The 15,937-nt window shown below is 74.5% G+C and carries 15 protein-coding genes; 5 read left to right on the top strand and 10 right to left on the bottom strand.

The annotated features are described in order from the left end of the window. The first annotated feature begins 226 nt into the window (after positions 1-226). The gene (locus ACPCK6_RS18395; RefSeq protein WP_396883202.1) at positions 227-451 is read left to right on the top strand and encodes a CDGSH iron-sulfur domain-containing protein; all 225 of its coding nucleotides are present in this window, start codon (positions 227-229) and stop codon (positions 449-451) included. Between the two features lie 83 nt (positions 452-534). On the opposite strand, the gene ACPCK6_RS18390 is transcribed toward ACPCK6_RS18395, so the two are convergent. The 3 genes from ACPCK6_RS18390 to ACPCK6_RS18380 are packed head-to-tail and all read right to left on the bottom strand — an operon-like array spanning position 535 to position 4,499. Then, a complete protein-coding gene (locus tag ACPCK6_RS18390) occupies positions 535-1,581 on the bottom strand; it encodes an iron-containing redox enzyme family protein (protein WP_423481705.1) in 1,047 nt (348 codons plus the stop codon). A gap of 52 nt (positions 1,582-1,633) precedes the next feature. After that, positions 1,634-3,382, bottom strand: coding sequence for a thiamine pyrophosphate-binding protein (locus ACPCK6_RS18385; RefSeq protein WP_396883198.1), 1,749 nt, complete (start codon positions 3,380-3,382; stop codon positions 1,634-1,636). Beyond that, positions 3,375-4,499, bottom strand: a complete 1,125-nt coding sequence (locus ACPCK6_RS18380; RefSeq protein WP_396883197.1) for a baeRF2 domain-containing protein — start codon at positions 4,497-4,499, stop codon at positions 3,375-3,377. The genes ACPCK6_RS18385 and ACPCK6_RS18380 overlap by 8 nt, the downstream gene beginning before the upstream one ends. 142 nt (positions 4,500-4,641) lie before the next feature. On the opposite strand from ACPCK6_RS18380, the gene ACPCK6_RS18375 reads away from it, so the two are divergent. Continuing rightward, entirely contained in the window at positions 4,642-5,190 is a 549-nt protein-coding gene (locus tag ACPCK6_RS18375) for a hypothetical protein (RefSeq protein ID WP_396883195.1), read from the top strand. A 36-nt stretch (positions 5,191-5,226) separates the two neighbouring features. After that, positions 5,227-6,105: an alpha/beta fold hydrolase gene (locus ACPCK6_RS18370; RefSeq protein ID WP_423481704.1), complete on the top strand. Its 879-nt coding sequence runs from the start codon at positions 5,227-5,229 to the stop codon at positions 6,103-6,105. On the opposite strand, the gene ACPCK6_RS18365 is transcribed toward ACPCK6_RS18370, so the two are convergent. Continuing rightward, positions 6,086-6,427, bottom strand: a complete 342-nt coding sequence (locus ACPCK6_RS18365) for a DUF3817 domain-containing protein (protein ID WP_423481703.1) — start codon at positions 6,425-6,427, stop codon at positions 6,086-6,088. The genes ACPCK6_RS18370 and ACPCK6_RS18365 overlap by 20 nt on opposite strands. A gap of 187 nt (positions 6,428-6,614) precedes the next feature. Between ACPCK6_RS18365 and ACPCK6_RS18360 the strand changes: the two genes are divergently transcribed. Next, on the top strand, positions 6,615-8,093 hold the full coding sequence (locus ACPCK6_RS18360; RefSeq protein ID WP_262015548.1) for a glutamate-cysteine ligase family protein: 1,479 nt from the start codon (positions 6,615-6,617) through the stop codon (positions 8,091-8,093). A gap of 13 nt (positions 8,094-8,106) precedes the next feature. On the opposite strand, the gene bla is transcribed toward ACPCK6_RS18360, so the two are convergent. From bla to ACPCK6_RS18345, 3 genes are all read right to left on the bottom strand, one after another. Continuing rightward, positions 8,107-9,057 carry a class A beta-lactamase gene (gene bla, locus ACPCK6_RS18355; RefSeq protein ID WP_396883193.1) on the bottom strand — a complete coding sequence of 317 codons (951 nt, stop codon included), beginning with the start codon at positions 9,055-9,057 and terminating at the stop codon, positions 8,107-8,109. Positions 9,058-9,239: 182 nt separating this feature from the next. Beyond that, a complete protein-coding gene (locus tag ACPCK6_RS18350; protein WP_423481702.1) occupies positions 9,240-9,845 on the bottom strand; it encodes a DUF6518 family protein in 606 nt (201 codons plus the stop codon). 48 nt (positions 9,846-9,893) lie between these two features. Next, positions 9,894-10,184 carry a helix-turn-helix domain-containing protein gene (locus ACPCK6_RS18345; protein WP_013477014.1) on the bottom strand — a complete coding sequence of 97 codons (291 nt, stop codon included), beginning with the start codon at positions 10,182-10,184 and terminating at the stop codon, positions 9,894-9,896. Positions 10,185-10,250: 66 nt separating this feature from the next. Here ACPCK6_RS18345 and map point away from each other — a divergent pair, with 66 nt between their 5' ends. After that, the gene (gene map, locus ACPCK6_RS18340) at positions 10,251-11,024 is read left to right on the top strand and encodes a type I methionyl aminopeptidase (RefSeq protein ID WP_423481701.1); all 774 of its coding nucleotides are present in this window, start codon (positions 10,251-10,253) and stop codon (positions 11,022-11,024) included. A 65-nt stretch (positions 11,025-11,089) separates the two neighbouring features. On the opposite strand, the gene ACPCK6_RS18335 is transcribed toward map, so the two are convergent. From ACPCK6_RS18335 to treY, 3 genes are all read right to left on the bottom strand, one after another. Further along, complete coding sequence (locus ACPCK6_RS18335) at positions 11,090-11,737, bottom strand: maleylpyruvate isomerase family mycothiol-dependent enzyme (protein ID WP_423481700.1); 648 nt, start codon at positions 11,735-11,737, stop codon at positions 11,090-11,092. Between the two features lie 168 nt (positions 11,738-11,905). After that, a complete protein-coding gene (gene treZ, locus ACPCK6_RS18330; RefSeq protein ID WP_423481699.1) occupies positions 11,906-13,639 on the bottom strand; it encodes a malto-oligosyltrehalose trehalohydrolase in 1,734 nt (577 codons plus the stop codon). Then, positions 13,636-15,936, bottom strand: a complete 2,301-nt coding sequence (treY, locus tag ACPCK6_RS18325) for a malto-oligosyltrehalose synthase (RefSeq protein ID WP_423481698.1) — start codon at positions 15,934-15,936, stop codon at positions 13,636-13,638. The genes treZ and treY overlap by 4 nt, the downstream gene beginning before the upstream one ends. Position 15,937: the final 1 nt, after the last annotated feature.

The following is a 15,937-nucleotide window of genomic DNA, read 5'->3' as shown; positions in this document are numbered from 1 at the left end:
ACCCGCTCCGCGGGCAGGCCCGCGCCGCCGGCCCGTTCGACTCGTTCGCTCACCACGCGGCCCGGCTTCCCGTCCCTCTGGGGTCTAAACGGGGCATCTCCCCACGGGGCAGGACCAAGGCCCGCCCAGTACCGGCACCGCCCGCGACACCCAGGTACGCCGTCGCGCCGCGTGCCCGCCGTCGCGGGCGGGTTTGGGCCGGAGCGGGACGGGCACTGCACGGCGCATGCCCGACGACGAGAGCACCCCGGCGGCGACCATCACCCCGTACCGGGACGGACCACTGCTGGTGCGCGGCGACTTCGCGCTGGTCACGCCCGAGGGCACGCCGATCGAGACGCGCCGGGGCACGGTGGCGCTGTGCCGGTGCGGCAAGAGCGCGATCAAGCCGTTCTGCGACGGCACGCACAAGGTGGCCGGCTTCCGGGCCGGCAGCGACCGCCCGGCCTGACCCCGGACCCCCGCCCCTTCCCCCGCGATCTTGCACTTTGGTGCCCGGCAAACGTCACGAACCCGGGCATCATGAGGGCCGGGTCAGGCTGCGGCCAGGTTCTCGGCTCGTGGGCGCAGGGACGACTCGCCCGCCGACCAGGCGGTGAGCAGGTGCGCGGCGAGAAGGGCGTCCAGCGCCAGCGCGGCGGCGGCGCCGAACAGCACGTCGGACGCGAGCGCCGGCTCGGCCCGGACCAGCCCGCCGCACATGTCGTACGCGGCGATCTGCTCGTGCACGGCGTCGGCCTCGACGTGCTCGTCGTAGAAGCGCGTGGCGACCGGATCGAAGCCGAGCCGGCGCAGTCCGTTGCCGTAGCGGCGGTTCGGCAGCGACGAGGTCATCTCGTACGCGGCCAGGTGCCCGAGTAGCGCCCCGCGCAGCCGGCGGTGCAGGCCGAACAGCGACATCAGGTTGTTCGTCGCCAGCGTCACCGCGGGCACCCGCTCCAGGTGGGCGGCGTAGCCGGTGTCCAGGCCGAGCCGGTCCATCGTGGTGCGGAACAGCTCGGCGTGCATCAGGTCCAGCCGGCCGTTGCCGTACTCATCGGTCTGGATCTCCACGAGCGCGGCCTTCGCCGGCCCGCCGAGCCGGGGCAGCGCCCAGCTGTGCGGGTCGGCCTCCCGCAGGTGGTAGATCGAGCGGTGCGTCACGAACTCGCGGAACTGGTTCAGGTCGGCCCGGCGTTGCAGCGTGGCGGCCAGCGGCGGTCCGTCGTCGGCGGCCACCAGGTCGGCGAGCGCACCCGGCACGCCGGTCGGCAGCACCGCCGGCGGCGGGCCGGCCAGCTCGCGCAGCGCCGCCTCGAACGGCCGCTCGGCACGGGCGCGCAGCGCCAGCAGCGACGGCTCCCACTCCCACGCCTCGTCCACGCCGGACCAGCCCCGGTAGTGCAACTCGTAGCAGAGGAACAGGGTGAGCTGGAGGTCCTCGTCGGTCAGCGCCGCGGCCACCGCGCCGAAACCGGCGCCCAGCCCGCCCGGCAGCTCACGCGGAGCGCCGCGCAGCGCGGCCAGCAGCGCGGCGGAGACCGGCCCGCGTGCCGCGGGCAGCGGAGCGGGGCCGTAACGGCTGTCGGCGGCGACGGACATGGTGACCTCCCGGGACGGTTGCGCCCGGTCGCAGTGCCCCGCCCCGATGCCGCTAAACGACTTCGTCGGCCGCGATGGCCTCGGTCTGGATCACCCGCTCCCGCACCCGGCGGGCCGCGTCCCCGTCGGCCACCAGGCCGCGCAGGTCGGCCAGCGCCGGTTCGGGCGCGTCCAGCGGCACAGCCGGGTCCACCACCGCCTCCAGGACGGCGGGCCGGTCGGCCGCCAGCACCTCGTCCCAGGCGGGTCCGACCAGGTCCGGCCGGTCCACCCGGACGCCGTGCAGCCCGAGCAGGCGGGCCCACCCGGCGTACGGCACCTCGGGCCCCCGCTCCCCCGGTGACCGGCCGCCGCCGACGCCGGACTGGTCCCTGTTGTTCAGCACCAGCACGATCAGCCGCGGATCGCGCCACCGCGTCCAGTGGTGCGCCACGGTGATCAGCTCGGCCAGGCCGTTGAGCTGCATCGCGCCGTCGCCGAGCAGCGCGAGCACCGGCTCGTCCGGGCGGGCCAGCTTGGCCGCGACCGCGTACGGCAGGGCACAGCCCATCGAGCCGAGCGTGCCGCACAACCGGGCCTGCACCCCCGGCGGCAGCTCCAGGTGCCGGGCGTACCAGTAGACGACCGAGCCGACGTCGACGGCGACGCCGGCGTGCCGGGGCAGCCGGGTGGACAGCTCACGCAGCACGAGCCGCGGGTCGACCGGATCGGCGGGCGTGGCGGCGCGCTCGGCGGCGGCCTCACGCCACCGGTCCACCATCTTCTCCACCATGCCGCGCCACTCGCGGTGGGGGTTCTCCGGCACCCGGGTCAGCAACGCCCGCAGCGTCTCGGCGGCGTCGCCGACCAGCGGCACGTCCACCGGGTAGCGGGTGCCGATGCGCCGGCCGTCGATGTCGATCTGGATGGTGCGTACCTGGCCCGGCATCGGGAACCAGTCGGTCCACGGATCATTGGTGCCGATCATCAGCAGCGTGTCGCAGGAGCCCATGAGCTGCGCGGCGGCGGTGGTGCCGACCTCGCCGAGCACGCCGGTGTGGAACGGCAGCCGCTCGTCGAGCACCGGCTTGCCCAGCAGCGACGTGGCGACGCCCGCGCCGAGCCGGTCGGCGAGCGCGACGATCTCCTCGGCCGCACCGTGCGCGCCCTGGCCGACGAGCATCGCCACCCGCCGCCCGTTGCCGAGCAGCGACGCGGCGGCGTCCAGGTCGGCGTCGTGCGGCAGCACCCGGGCCAGCGGCTCGCCGGGCGTCGCGGTGACCACCCCGGCGGTCTGCGGCAGCAGGTCCGGTACGGCGGTGACCTGCAACGCGCGCGGCAGCACCACGCAGGTCGGGCTGCGGGTCGCCGCGGCGGTACGGAACGCCTGGTCCATCAGCGCGGGCACCTGCTCCGGGCTGCGGCCGTAGCGGACGAACTGGTTGCACACGTCGCCGAAGAGCCGGCTCAACCCGATCTCCTCGTGCGCGCCGCCGAGCGGGCCGGTGACGTCCTCGCCGATGATCGCGACCACCGGCTTGCTGTCGAGCTTGGCGTCGTAGAGCCCGTTGAGCAGGTGCACCGCGCTCGGGCCCTGGGTCGCCAGGCACACCCCGACGCCGCCGGTGAACTTCGCGTGCCCGGTGGCCATGTACGAGGCGGTCTCCTCGTGCCGGGCGGGGACGAAGACCGGATCCCCGCCCGCGTCGTCGAGCGCGCCCACCAGCGGGGCGATCGCCGCGCCCGGACAGCCGAACACCCGCGGCACCCGCCAGGCCCGCAGGCGTTCGACCACCAGGTCGGCGACGATGCGCTCAGCCATTACCCCGCCCCGGCGTGCTCGCGTCGACGTAGCGCAGCACCGCGCCGACCCCGTCGGTCAGCTCCGGCGCCTCCTCCGGCGCGAGCACCGTCAGGTCCGCGTCGGTGCCGATCAGCGCGCGCAGCAGCGCCGCGTCGGCCCGTACCCGCTGGGGGTCGGCCACCGACATGCCGGCCAGCTGCCCCGGGTCGGTGGCGATCTCGGTCGGCTCGGGGCCCACCCACAGCTCGCCGTCGGCCGACGGGTCGTCCACGATGAGCATGGTGTCGACCTGGTTGCGTTGCAGCGCGGAGACCACGGCGTCGAGCCCGGCGCCGACGTCCTCCTGGACGCCGAAGCGGTCCAGCGCGGCGGCGATCCGCCGGTCGGCGACCTCGGCGACGGTCTGCACCGTGATGTCGTCCATCAGCGTGTCGTCGGCGCCCACGTCGCGGGCGCCCGCGTCGGTGCGCACCAGCACGTCCTGCCAGCGGGCGGGGAGCTGGGCGGCGATCATGCCGGTGGCCCGGACGTCCCCGGCCACCACGACGACGTCCGCGCCGACGCGCTCGGCCAGGTCGGCGGTGGCCGCGGCGGCGTCACCGGCGTTCTGGTGCCACGCCTCCATCGCGGCGCGCTGGTAGCGGGACTGCGACCAGCCGCCCGGCTGCACCCGGCGCAGCTGGCGGCTCTGCCCGCCCTGCACCTGGGCCCGCCGGGGCACGCCGCCGGCGCTGACCGCCATCGCGTCCGCGCCGGTCCGGTCGGCCAGTACCCGCACCCAGGCCACCTGCTCGCCCCGCTGGGCCACGAGCGGCATGGTGTGCGGCAGCGCCGACCAGCTCGCCAGGTCGCGCAGCGGCGGCGCGGACAGGTACTCGGTGTGCACCACGCGCCCCCGGCTGGCGAACACGGCGATGCCGTAGTCGCCGGGCATCGGCTGGTGCCGGCGGACGACCTCCTCCACCGCCTCGACGGTGACCGGGTCGGCGCCCTGCCCCAGCAGGTCGCCCTTGAGGGCCCGCCAGCGCAGGTCGACCTGCGCTCGCGCGTCCTGGGTGTCGCGGGAGGCGTCCATGTACACCGAGCACCACGGCCCGGGACGGTCGTAGAGCGGGCGCAGGAAGGACAGCTGCATGCTCGACCCCTTTCCGGCTCGGCCGCACGCATACCCGCGCCCCGGCGGAGTTCACCTGCCGGCCGCCCGGGCGTGACCACCGTTCATTCACGTCGTTCAACCCGAAGGGCCGATACCATCTGTGCACGGAACGAAACTCTCGGTGGTGAACATGGATACGGAGTTGCACACCCGACGCGTCGTCCACCCGACGGAACGCGTCGTCACCGGGCGTCTCGTCCGGTTGATGGAGGGTTACGCCCGGGAGGTCCGGGTCGGGCAGCCCGCGCTGGTCGCGGTGCTCACCGCCGCCGGGGTGGTGGGGCTGCTGCTGAAGGTGGTGCGCGCGTTGCTCAGCAGTGGCGGCGGCGGGGCCCGGCGCAGCTTCAAGGAGCTGAAGAAGGGGCCGGAGTTCCTGGTCACCCCGGTCCGGGTCCGCGACGCCACCGGCCGGCTGGTCGAGGTCGAACTGCACGGCCACCTGCCGCAGAGCGCGCTGCACCCCGGCGACCACGTCCAGCTCACGCTTCGGGCGCAGCGCGACGAGGATCTGCCGCCGCGGATCGAGCGGATCGTCAACCTGACCACCGGGCAGCTGCTCACCCCGCGTACCGCCACGCTCTGGTCGCACCTGGGGCCGGCGCTGCTGTTGCAGGCGACGCTGGGCGCCGTGCTGCTGTTCGGCGTGGCCGCCTGCTCGGCCCTGACCTAGGTTTCCCCGGCACCGGCGGCGGGCACCGCTGCGGCCATGTTCCCCGGTTTCACGCTCACCGAGATCGACGTCGGCGCCGTACGCCACGGCGGCTCCGGGCCACCGGTGGTGCTGCTGCACGGGCACCCGCGTACCCATGCGACGTGGCACCGGGTGGCGCCGCGGCTGGCCGCGCGGCACACGGTGATCTGCCCGGACCTGCGCGGTTACGGCGGCTCGTCGAAGCCGCCGAGCGACCCGGAGCACACCGTCTACTCGAAGCGGGCGATGGCCGCCGACGTGGTCGGGCTGCTCGACGCGCTCGGCCACCGCCGGGCCGCGGTGATCGGCCACGACCGCGGCGCGTACGTGGCCATGCGGACCGCCCTGGACCATCCGGACCGGGTGAGCCGCCTCGGCGTGCTGGACGGGGTGCCGATCGGTGAGGCGCTGGCCCGCTGCGACGCCCGGTTCGCCGCCCGCTGGTGGCACTGGTTCTTCCTGGGTCAGCTCGCCAAGCCGGCCGAGCGGGTCATCAACGCCGACCCGGACGCCTGGTACGGCGGGTCACCGGAGGAGATGGGCGAGCAGGCGTACGCCGACTACCGGTGGGCCATCGGTGACCCGGCGACTGTGCACGCCATGTGCGAGGACTACCGGGCCGGGCTCGGGCCGGACCGGGCGGCGGACGACGCCGACCGGGCCGCCGGGCGCCGGATCGGCTGCCCGGTGCTGTTCGCCTGGTCGGAGCGCGACGACATGGTCGACCTCTACGGTGACCCGGCCGCGATCTGGCGCGACTGGGCCGACGACGTGCGGACCGCGTCGATCCCGTCCGGGCACCACATGGCCGAGGAGGCGCCGCGGGAGCTGACCGACGTGCTGGCCGGCTTCCTCGCGGAGGACGTCGCCGCGGTCAGCGGCCGGCGGGGGTGAGCGGCCGCTGCGGGACAGCCGGCGCGTCGAGCAGGCCCCGGCGGTTCGCCCAGCGCTCGAACAGCACCGTGGCGAACGGGGGCACCGCGCTGGCCAGGGCCAGTCCGGTCTGCACGAGCGTCCAGCGGCGCCGCCGGGCCACCACGAGCGCCAGCAGGCCGTAGACCATGAACAGCGCGCCGTGGATCGGGCCGAAGATCTTCACGCCGATCTCGTTGCCGGGCGGGCCGTACTTGACCGCCATGCCGGCCAGCAGCGCCGCCCACGAGCAACCCTCGGCGAACGCCGCCACCACGAACGCCCGGATCCACCCGTCGCGCATTCCGCCACTGCCCTTCGCCGTCGGCGGCCATGCTAGCCGCCCGGGCCGGGCCGCCCGGACGGAACCCGCTGCCCGGCGACGGGGATCACCGGGGCCGTCACGGGGTACAGAAAAGGGCCTCCGGGCCTTTCCTGACCCGCCACTCCGTGCGAGGTTGGGGAGAACCAACGGTGACAGGGTGGTGACCATGGGCGAGGACGTCGGCGTGCGTACCTTCAGCCGGGAGGACCGGGCCCGCTATCGCGAGAAGGTCCGGCGGTGCCTGGACGTGTTCGCCGAGATGCTGCGGGAGTCCCGGTTCGACGTGGAGCGGCCGATGACCGGCCTGGAGATCGAGCTGAACCTGGTCGACGACGGCTTCGACCCGGCCATGCGCAACGCCGACGTGCTGGAGGCGATCGCCGACCCGGCGTTCCAGACCGAGCTGGGCCAGTTCAACGTGGAGATCAACGTCGAGCCGCGGCGGCTCGCCGGCACCGGCACGGCCGCGTTCGAGGAGCACGTCCGGGCCAGCCTGAACGCCGCCGAGGAGAAGGCCCGGACGGTCGGCGCGCACATGGTGATGGTCGGCATCCTGCCGACGCTGCGCCCGGAGCACCTGACCGCCGAGACGCTGTCGGCGAATCCCCGGTACGCGCTGCTCAACGAGCAGATCTTCGCCGCCCGCGGCGAGGACCTGCCGATCGCGATCAGCGGGGTGGAGCGGCTGGCCACCACCGCCGACACGATCACCCCCGAGGCGGCGTGCACCAGCACCCAGTTCCACCTCCAGGTCAGCCCGGCGCAGTTCGCCGACTACTGGAACGCGGCCCAGGCGGTCGCCGGCATCCAGGTGGCGCTCGGCGCGAACTCCCCGCTGTTCTTCGGCCGGGAGCTGTGGCGCGAGACCCGGGTGCCGCTGTTCCAGCAGGCCACCGACACCCGCGCGGAGGAGATCAAGGCCCAGGGCGTACGCCCGCGGGTGTGGTTCGGCGAGCGCTGGATCACCTCGGTGTTCGACCTGTTCGAGGAGAACGTCCGCTACTTCCCGGCGCTGCTGCCGGTGTGCGACCCGGAGGACCCGGCGGCCACGCTGCACAGCGGCGGCGTGCCGAAGCTGGCCGAGCTGCGGCTGCACAACGGCACCATCTACCGGTGGAACCGGCCGGTCTACGACGTGCTCAAGGGCCGGCCGCACCTGCGGGTGGAGAACCGGGTGCTGCCGGCCGGGCCGACGGTGCTGGACACGGTCGCGAACGGTGCGTTCTATTTCGGCCTGGTCCGGGCGCTCGCCGAGTCGGACCGTCCGCTGTGGTCGCAGATGTCGTTCAGCGCCGCCGAGGAGAACTTCAACGCCTGCGCCCGGCACGGCATCGACGCCCAGGTGTACTGGCCCGGGCTCGGCTACCTGCCGGTGACCGAGCTGGTGCTGCGCCGCCTGCTGCCGATGGCCCACCACGGGCTGGACCGGTGGGGCCTGGACCCGGCCGAGCGGGACCGGCTGCTCGGCATCGTCGAGCAGCGCTGCCTGACCGGCCGCAACGGCGCGACCTGGCAGGTGGAGACGCTGCACCGGCTGGAGTCGGCCGACCACATGGACCGGCCGGCGGCGCTGCGCGAGGTGGTCCGCCACTACGTCGACCTGATGCACAGCAACCGGCCCGTGCACGAGTGGCCGATTCCCTGAGCCGGGCCGCCCGTCAGCGCAACGCGGTCACCGTCGCCCGCGCGGCCTGGGCGACCAGCGCGTCGTCGGGCTTCGCGTCGCGGCTGTCGCGACTGGACATGACCGCCAGCACGATCGGCGCCCGGTCCGGCGGCCAGACCACCGCGATGTCGTTGCGGGTGCCGTACCCGCCGGTGCCGGACTTGTCCGCCACCTGCCAGCCGGCCGGCACGCCGGCCCGGACCAGCCCGCTGCCGGTGGTGCTGGCCCGCATCCAGCCCAGCAGCAGGTCGCGGTCCGCGGGCGGCAGGGTCTCCCCCAGCGCGTACGCCCGCAGCGAGCCGGCCAGCGCGCGGGGCGTGCTGGTGTCGCGCTGGTCGCCGGGTGTGGCCGCGTTGAGTTCCGGCTCGGTACGGGCGGGCCGGGTGACCGAGTCGCCCACCTCCCGGAGCGCCCGCGCGAAGCCCGCCGGGCCGCCGAGCGCGTCGAACAGCAGGTTGCCGGCGGTGTTGTCGCTGTACCGCACCGCCGCCTCGGCCGCGTCCCGCAGCGTCATCCCGGTCTCCACGTGCCGTTCGGTCACCGGGGAGTGCGCCACCAGGTCCGCGCGCCGGTAGCGGACCACCCGGTCCCGGTCGGCGCCGGAGGTGGCGGCCAGCATCGCGCCCGCCGCGAGCGCCTTGCACGTGGAGGCGTACGCGAACCGCTCGTCGGCCCGGTGCGCGAGGGTGCGGCCGGTGCCGGTGTCGAGGGCGAAGACGCCGATCCGGGCGCCGAAGCGCCGTTCCAGCGCCGCCAGCTCGGCCGGCGCGGGCACCGGCTCGGCGCTCGGCGTGGGGTTCGGTGTGGTGTTCGGCGTGGCCGGGGCGGTGGATGCGGCCGGGGCGCTGGTGGGCGGCGCGGCTTCGGGCCGGTCCGTGGTGCAGCCGGCCACCAGAGCCGTCGCCGTGAGCATCGCCGCCGCGAGCACCTGCCGTCGGATCATCCGTTTCCTCCCCCGTCGTCCGGACCACGCCTTACTCGGGTCATTGTCGCCGACCCCGGTCGGGCCGGCCGCTCGCCGCCTCGGCCGGCGCGGTGGCTCGCCGCCTCGGCCGGCGCGGTGGCCCGCTGCCCTGGTCGGCCCGTGTCCTCGGCCCGCGATGGCCCGCCGGCCGACGGGACAGGTCAGCCCGCGACGGCGGCGAACGTGACCGCGCCCGCCACGGCCAGCGGCAGCGCCACCGCGGCGGCCAGCAGCCGCACCCGGGCGGACCGGCCGATCAGCACCACCAGCAGCGCGGCGAGCGCGAGGTCGATCGCCACGTTCCACCACGCGCCGGGGTACGACCCGGACTTCAGCGCGAACCGCAGCGCCTCCTCGACGAACACGGCCACCGGCAGGGCGGTCCCCACGACGTGCCGCCATCCCTCCGTCCGCGCCCAGATGCCGGCGACGCCGAACACCACGCCCGCCACGATGCCGAACGCCATCCAGACGATCGAGGTGGGCGACCAGATCACGGCGAGGTCGTCGCCCTGGAGCATCGTCGCCGCCAGGTAGTAGCTGGGCACCGCGACGATCAGCAGGACGCTGGCGGCCACGGCGGCGCGCACCGCGCCCGACCGGATCCACCAGCCCAGCGCGAACGCGGCCACCGCCCAGGTTGCGGTGGAGTTGCCGAGCTCGGCGAAGGGGAACGGCACCCACTTGATCCAGACGAAGTCCAGGACGCCGAGCAGGAAACCGGCGACGGGAACGACAAGCGCGACGGCGCGACGCGAGGGTGGCATGCGAGGAGCGTACATACTCGGTATGCTCTCCTCATCGACAGGGCGGCGCTACGAGGCCAGGCGCCGCTCCGACGGCGCGAGACGCACTGCGGCGTCGGAGCGGTTGATCTCGGCCCACACCTCGTCGAGGGAGAGGCCGAGGACGTCGGCGATGGCCGCGATGGTGGGGAACGCCGGCGTGGCGACCCGGCCGGACTCGATCTTCCGGAGCGTCTCCGGGGAGACACCGGCGTCGAGCGCGGTGAGCAGCATCGAGCGCTCACCCCGGGCTCGGCGCAGGAGCGCACCGAGGCGCTGCCCGCGCTCGACCTCGGCGGGGGTGAGGGGCAACCGGACCATGCCAGGATTCTAATACCGGGATAACATGGCCGGGATACTTATTGGTTCTGTGAGGAAGGCGCCTGCATGATCGAGATCCTGAGCCCCACCGACGTCCGGCGGGCGCGGGACACCGGCGCCCTGGTCGCCCACATCCTGCAGACGTTGCGCGGCAGCACCACCGTCGGCACGAACCTGCTCGACATCGACAGGCAGGCCCAGCGCATGATCGCCGAGGCGGGGGCGCAGTCCTGCTACGTCGACTACGAGCCGTCGTTCGGGCGCGGCCCGTTCGGCCACTACATCTGCACCTCGGTCAACGACGCCGTGCTGCACGGGCTGCCGCACGACTACACGCTCGCCGACGGCGACCTGCTGAGCCTCGACCTCGCCGTCTCGCTGGGCGGCGTGGTGGCCGACTCCGCGATCAGCTTCGTCGTCGGCGACACCCGTCCCGCGGAGAGCGTCGCGCTCATCGACGCCACCGAACGGGCGTTGCAGGCCGGGATCGCCGCGGCCCGTCCCGGCGCCCGCGTCGGCGACCTCTCGTACGCCATCGGCTCGGTCCTCGCCGAAGCCGGTTACACGGTCAACACCGAGTTCGGCGGCCACGGCGTCGGGTCGACGATGCACCAGGACCCGCACGTGTCGAACACCGGGCGGCCCGGCCGCGGCTACACGCTGCGCCCCGGGCTGCTGCTGGCGCTGGAGCCGTGGATCATGGCGGACACCGCCACGCTGGTCACCGACGCCGACGGGTGGACGCTGCGCAGTGCGACCGGCTGCCGTACCGCGCACAGCGAGCACACCATCGCCATCACCGACGACGGCGCGGAGATCCTGACGCTGCCGAGGTCGTGACCCGCACCGCGGCCCGCAGGCGTCCGGCACGACGGCACTTTCCGTTTCGTCGCCGCCGGGCGTCGTCAGGCGGGCGCGCAGCGTTCCCGCAGCGCCGGCACGCCGGGGCCGGTGAGGTCGTCGCAGTAGGCGGCCCGCCCGGCCATCGCCATCATCAGCGCGAGCGTGGTGCCGCTGACCAGCGGCCCGGCGCCGGCGCTGAACGGCCCGTCGGTCGCCTCCACCCGCAAGCCCTCGATCGCGCTGCGGCCGGCCACCGTGAAGTCCCGCCCGGCGTAGAACCGGGCGACCGGCGTGACGGCCTCGACCGACGGCGTCCGTGTCAGGCCGAGCGGACGCCGGATGTCCTGGGCGTGCACGACCACCTCACCGAGCCACGCCTCGGTCGGCCCGAACGTCGACGTGGTGCTGCCGATGATCCGGCGGAACCGGTCCAGCGTCTCCCCCGGGCCGGCGCCGCGGCACTCGGCCAGCCGGCGGTCGTTGTGCAGGTCGAAGTCGAACCGGGCGCCGAGCACGCTGGCGAGCCAGCGGACACGGCCGATGCTCGCCGCCGCCGTCATGTGCGCGAGCGTCTCCTGCACCGTCCACCGGTCGCACAACGAGGGCCGGGCCCACTGCGCCGCGTCGAGGCCGGCGAGATCGTCGGCCAGGGCGGCGCGCTCGGCGTGCGCGAGCGCCCACAGCTCGCGGCGGGTGAGTGTGTCGGACATGGAACCTCCAGAGTCGGGCCGTCAGAGGTCGGACCGCGCCCCCTCGGCGAACTCACCGCTCCCGCCCCGCCGATCTTGGAGTTGTGGTGGTGCACGAACCCGGACATGCGCGACCTTCGAGGCGCCACAAGTCCAAGATCGACGCCGACGGCCGCAGGGCGCGCGCGGTCAGAGCGCCACGATCGCCGCGCTCTCCGGCGGCAGCTCGACGCCGTCGCGCATCACCGTGACGCCCTCGGACGTGGTGAGCAGCACGCGGCGTACCACCCCCGGCAGGTTGATCCGCTGCGCCCGGCCGGCGAGGTTCGCCACCACGAGCGTCTCGCCGCGCCGCATCACCAGGAACCGGTCGCCGTGGCGGACGTCGACCCGGTCCAGCCGGGGATCGGACAGGTCGGCCCGGGAGCGCCGCAGCGCGATCAGCCGCCGGTAGAGGTCGTACGTCTCGCGGTGCTCCGGCTTGTCCAGCTCGGCCCAGTCCAGCCGGGACCGCAGGAACGTCTGCGGATCCTGCGGGTCGGGCACGTCGTCGGTGGCCCAGCCGTGGTCGGCGAACTCCCGTCTGCGGCCGGTGGCGACCGCCGTCGCGAGTTCCGGCTCGGGGTGGCTGGTGAAGAACTGCCACGGCGTGGAGGCCGCCCACTCCTCCCCCATGAACAGCATCGGCGTGAACGGCGCGGTCATCAGCAGCGTGGCGCCGACGCGCAGCAGGCCTGGTGACAGCGTGGCGGAGATCCGGTCGCCGGTGGCCCGGTTGCCGATCTGGTCGTGGTTCTGCAGGTACGCCACGAAGCGGTGGCCGGGCGTGCGCTGCCTGTCGACCGGGCGGCCGTGGCTGCGGCCCCGGAAGCTGGACCAGGTGCCGGCGTGGAAGAACCCGCCGGTCAGCACGTCGGTGAGGCACTCCAGGGAGCCGAAGTCGCCGTAGTAGCCCTGCCGTTCGCCGGTGAGCAGCGTGTGCAGCGCGTGGTGGGCGTCGTCGTTCCACTGGGCGTGCAGGCCGTAGCCGCCCGCCTCGCGGGGCGTGATCAGGCGCGGGTCGTTGAGGTCGCTCTCGGCGATCAGCGACAGCGGCCGGCCCAGGTGCGTCGACAGCGCCTCCACCTCGGCGGCGACCTCCTCCAGCCAGTGCACGGCGCGGCCGTCCGGCATGGCGTGCACGGCGTCCAGCCGCAGCCCGTCGACGTGGTAGTCGCGCAGCCAGCCCAGCACGCTGTCGGCGATGTAGCGGCGTACCCCGTCGGAGTGCGGGCCGTCCAGGTTGACGGTGCGGCCCCAGGTGTTGCTCTGCTCGGTGAGGTACGGCGCGAACCGCGGCGCGTAGGCCCCGGAGGGCCCGAAATGGTTGTAGACGACGTCGAGGATCACCCCCAGGCCCTTGGCGTGGGCGGCGTCGACGAACCGTTTCAGCCCGTCCGGGCCGCCGTACGGCTCGTGCGGGGCATACCAGCACACGCCGTCGTAGCCCCAGTTGTACTCGCCGTTGAACGCGTTGACCGGCAGCAGCTCGACCATGTCGACGCCGAGGTCGACCAGGTGGTCGAGCTTCGCGATCGCCCCGTCGAACGTCCCCTGGTGGGTGAACGTGCCGATGTGCAGCTCGTACAGCACGCTGCCGGGTAGTTGCCGGCCGGTCCAGGCGGCGTCGGTCCAGGCGAACGCGGCGTGGTCGTAGCGCCGGCTGGGCCCGTGCACCCCGGCCGGCTGCCAGGCCGAGCGGGGGTCGGGCAGCGCCTGGTCGTCGTCGTCGAGCAGGAACGCGTAGTCGGTGCCCGGCCCGGCGTCGGGCACCTCGACCCGCCACCAGCCGTCCGGCCCCTGACGCATCGCGTGGTCGGCGACGCCGGGCAGGCGCAGCCGAACCCGCGCGGCCTCGGGCGCCCACACCGTGAACTCGGTCATGCGGCGGCCTCCACAGAGTCGGTGGGTGCGAGGAGGGCGACGGGATAGGTGCTCAGCAGATCATCCAGGAGCAGCTCAGAACCACTGTAGACCCGACCGGTGAACAAGTCGGTGCACTCGTGAACGGGAAGTGACACCGTCGTGTCCCGCCAGCCGCCGGAGCGGGCCAGCCGCAGCGGCAGCCGGGTCGCCACCGCGACCGCGCCGCCCCTGTCGAAGGCCACCGTGTGCGCGGCGGCCGGGCCGCGCGCCGGCACCGGCCGGTAGCCGCCGAACAGGTCCGGGCGGTCGCGGCGCAACCGCAGCGTCCGGGACACCACGAGCAGCTTCGCCGCGCCGTCGCCGGCCACCGCGGGCCGCCAGCCGGCGTCGAGCCGGGCCAGCATGTCCCGGCGTACGGCGAAGTCGACAGGCCGCCTGTTGTCCGGGTCGACGAGCGAGTTCTCCCACAGCTCGGTGCCCTGGTAGACGTCGGGCACACCGGGCATGGCGAGCTGCACCAGCTTCTGCCCGAGCGCGTTCGACCAGCCGGGTGGCGTGATCTCGGCGGCGAACGCGGTGATCTGGGCGTGCAGTTCCGGGTCGTCGTACATCCGGTCGACCAGGGCGTGCAGCTCGTGCTCGAAGGCCGGGTCCGGGTCGGCCCAGCTCGTGGTGACCGACGCCTCCCGGGCGGCCTTCTCGGCGTACCCGTGCAGTCGTTCCCGTTCGAGCGGCCACGCCCCGACGGCGGTCTGCCAGAGCAGGTGGGCCAGCGCGGGGTCGGCCAGCGGCGCCCGGGACATCCAGTCGGCGACCCGCTCGGCCCAGCGGCCGGGCAGCTCGGACAGCACCGCGAGCCGGGCGCGGACGTCCTCGCCGCGCTTGGTGTCGTGGGTGGACAGCGCGGTCATGCTCGCCGGCCACCGCACTTGCCGGGCGGCGGCGAACCGGTGCAGCTCGGCCGGCGGCACGCCGAAGTGGGCCGGGCTGCCGCCGACCTCGTTGAGGGCGACGAACCGGCTCCACCTGTAGTACGCGGTGTCCTCCACGCCCTTGGCCATCACCGCGCCGGTGAACTGCGGGAACCGGGCGGCCAGCTCGTGGCCGGGGTCGCGCAGCCGGGCGGTGACCTGATCGAGGACGCCGGTCAGGTCGGGACGGCGGCGGCCCGCTTCGCTGCGGGCGGCGGCCAGGTGCCGGGCACCGGAGGGCGGGTAGCCGCGGTAGACCGGGAAGCAGGCGGCCAGCTCGGCCAGGGCCGCGCGAACCTGCTCGCCGGGCAGCTCCGGCACGAGCGCGGCCAGCCGGGTCAGCTCGGCGGCGAGCAGCCGGGTGGCGGCCTCCAGCTTGGTGGCGTGCGTCAGGTCCGGCCAGGAGGTGTGCCGCCCGGTCAGCCGGCCGTCGAGCGTGGTGAACTCCGGTTCGGCGTCCGGGTCGACGAACAGCCCGGACACGGCGGCCAGCGCGTCGTACCCGGTGGTGCCGTCGACCGGCCAGTCCGGCAGGTCCTCGCCGTACTCCAGGATCTTCTCCACCACCAGCCAGCTCGCCGGCGCGGCGGCGCGCAACCGGGCCAGGTAGCCGGCCGGGTCGCGCAGCCCGTCCGGGTGGTCGACGCGGATGCCGTCGACCTCACCGGCGCCGGCCCAGCGCAGGATCTCCGCGTGGGTGGCGTCGAAGACCTCCGTGTCCTCCACCCGCAGGCCGGCCAGGTCGGACACGGCGAAGAACCGGCGGTACGTCAGCTCGGCGTCGCCGCGCCGCCAGTTCACCAGCTCGTAGTGCTGCCGGTCGTGCACCTGCCGGGGCGTGCCGTCGCCGGTGCCGTCGGCGACCGGGAAGCGGTGCTCGTGGTAGCGCAGCTCCCCGTCGACGAGCTTCAGGTCGTCGAGCGCGTCGGCGCTGTCGGCGAGCACCGGCAGCAGCAGCCGCCCCCGGTCCCAGTCGATGTCGAACCAGCGCGCGTACGCCGAGTCGCGTCCGGACCGCAGCACGTCCCACCAGGCCGGGTTGGCCTCGGGCCGGGCCACCCCGGCGTGGTTGGGCACGATGTCCACGACCAGGCCCAGCCCGGCCGCGCGCAGCGCCCGGACCAGCCGCGCCCGGGCGGCCTCGCCGCCGAGCTGCGGGTTGACCGCGCGGTGGTCGACCACGTCGTAGCCGTGCGTGGAGCCGGGGGTGGCGGTGAGCAGGGGCGCGGTGTAGAGGTGGGTGACGCCGAGCGCGGCGAGGTAGCCCGCCAGCTCGGCCGTGGCGTCCAGGTCGAAGCCGGGACGCACCTGGACCCGGTACGTCGAGCGGGGGGTGTCGGGCATC

The organism is Micromonospora sp. AB353, assembly GCF_049538395.1.
In the GTDB taxonomy this organism is placed as follows: Bacteria; Actinomycetota; Actinomycetes; order Mycobacteriales; family Micromonosporaceae; genus Micromonospora; species Micromonospora aurantiaca.
This window is presented reverse-complemented; position numbering and strand designations above follow the sequence as displayed.

What these genes read in the sequence shown, in the direction of transcription:
- ACPCK6_RS18360 (WP_262015548.1), top strand. Translation starts at nt 6,615, where the DNA reads ATGGGCGAGGACGTCGGCGTGCGTACCTTCAGCCGGGAGGACCGGGCC.
- ACPCK6_RS18350 (WP_423481702.1), bottom strand. Translation starts at nt 9,845, where the DNA reads ATGCCACCCTCGCGTCGCGCCGTCGCGCTTGTCGTTCCCGTCGCCGGT.
- bla (WP_396883193.1), bottom strand. Translation starts at nt 9,057, where the DNA reads ATGATCCGACGGCAGGTGCTCGCGGCGGCGATGCTCACGGCGACGGCT.
- ACPCK6_RS18370 (WP_423481704.1), top strand. Translation starts at nt 5,227, where the DNA reads ATGTTCCCCGGTTTCACGCTCACCGAGATCGACGTCGGCGCCGTACGC.
- ACPCK6_RS18385 (WP_396883198.1), bottom strand. Translation starts at nt 3,382, where the DNA reads ATGGCTGAGCGCATCGTCGCCGACCTGGTGGTCGAACGCCTGCGGGCC.
- ACPCK6_RS18380 (WP_396883197.1), bottom strand. Translation starts at nt 4,499, where the DNA reads ATGCAGCTGTCCTTCCTGCGCCCGCTCTACGACCGTCCCGGGCCGTGG.
- ACPCK6_RS18335 (WP_423481700.1), bottom strand. Translation starts at nt 11,737, where the DNA reads ATGTCCGACACACTCACCCGCCGCGAGCTGTGGGCGCTCGCGCACGCC.
- treZ (WP_423481699.1), bottom strand. Translation starts at nt 13,639, where the DNA reads ATGACCGAGTTCACGGTGTGGGCGCCCGAGGCCGCGCGGGTTCGGCTG.
- ACPCK6_RS18390 (WP_423481705.1), bottom strand. Translation starts at nt 1,581, where the DNA reads ATGTCCGTCGCCGCCGACAGCCGTTACGGCCCCGCTCCGCTGCCCGCG.
- treY (WP_423481698.1), bottom strand. Translation starts at nt 15,936, where the DNA reads ATGCCCGACACCCCCCGCTCGACGTACCGGGTCCAGGTGCGTCCCGGC.
- map (WP_423481701.1), top strand. Translation starts at nt 10,251, where the DNA reads ATGATCGAGATCCTGAGCCCCACCGACGTCCGGCGGGCGCGGGACACC.
- ACPCK6_RS18365 (WP_423481703.1), bottom strand. Translation starts at nt 6,427, where the DNA reads ATGCGCGACGGGTGGATCCGGGCGTTCGTGGTGGCGGCGTTCGCCGAG.
- ACPCK6_RS18345 (WP_013477014.1), bottom strand. Translation starts at nt 10,184, where the DNA reads ATGGTCCGGTTGCCCCTCACCCCCGCCGAGGTCGAGCGCGGGCAGCGC.
- ACPCK6_RS18395 (WP_396883202.1), top strand. Translation starts at nt 227, where the DNA reads ATGCCCGACGACGAGAGCACCCCGGCGGCGACCATCACCCCGTACCGG.